The organism is Desertibacillus haloalkaliphilus (assembly GCF_019039105.1).
Taxonomy (GTDB): domain Bacteria; phylum Bacillota; class Bacilli; order Bacillales; family KJ1-10-99; genus Desertibacillus; species Desertibacillus haloalkaliphilus.
In genome coordinates, this window is sequence record NZ_JAHPIV010000171.1 from 1 (window position 1) to 423 (window position 423).

1 protein-coding gene is annotated in these 423 nt (G+C 49.9%); it reads right to left on the bottom strand.

All coding sequences use genetic code 11. The annotated features are described in order from the left end of the window. The coding region (locus KH400_RS29750) for a hypothetical protein (protein WP_217228083.1) at positions 1-423 on the bottom strand (423 nt) is incomplete at both ends.

A 423-nucleotide genomic window follows, 5' to 3' on the forward strand; every position in this document is an offset into this window, starting at 1 on the left:
TCCTCTCCTTCTTCCCCCTTCCCTCTTTCCTTCTCCCTCTCTTCTCCCTTTTCTCTTTCTCTTCTCTTCTTCCTTCCCTTCCTTCCCCCCTTTCTTCCCTTTTTTTCTCCTTTCCTTCTTTCCTCCTTTCCCCCCTCTTTCCCTTCTCTTTTCTCCTTTCCCCCTTCTTTTTTTCTTCCCTCCCTTTCTTCTTTTTTTCTTTCCCCTCCTTTTCTTCCCCTCTCCTTTTTCTTTTTCCCTTTCTTTCCTCCCCTCCCTCCCTCTCCCCCCCTCTTCTTTTCCCCCCCCCCTTTCTTCCCCCCTTTTTTTCTTCTCCCTTTCCTCCTTCCCCTCCTCCTCTTCTCTTTCCTTTCTTCCTTCCCCCTCCCTTCCTTTCTTTCTCCCTCTCCTTCCCCCTTCCTCCTTTCTTTCTCTTCTCCCCCT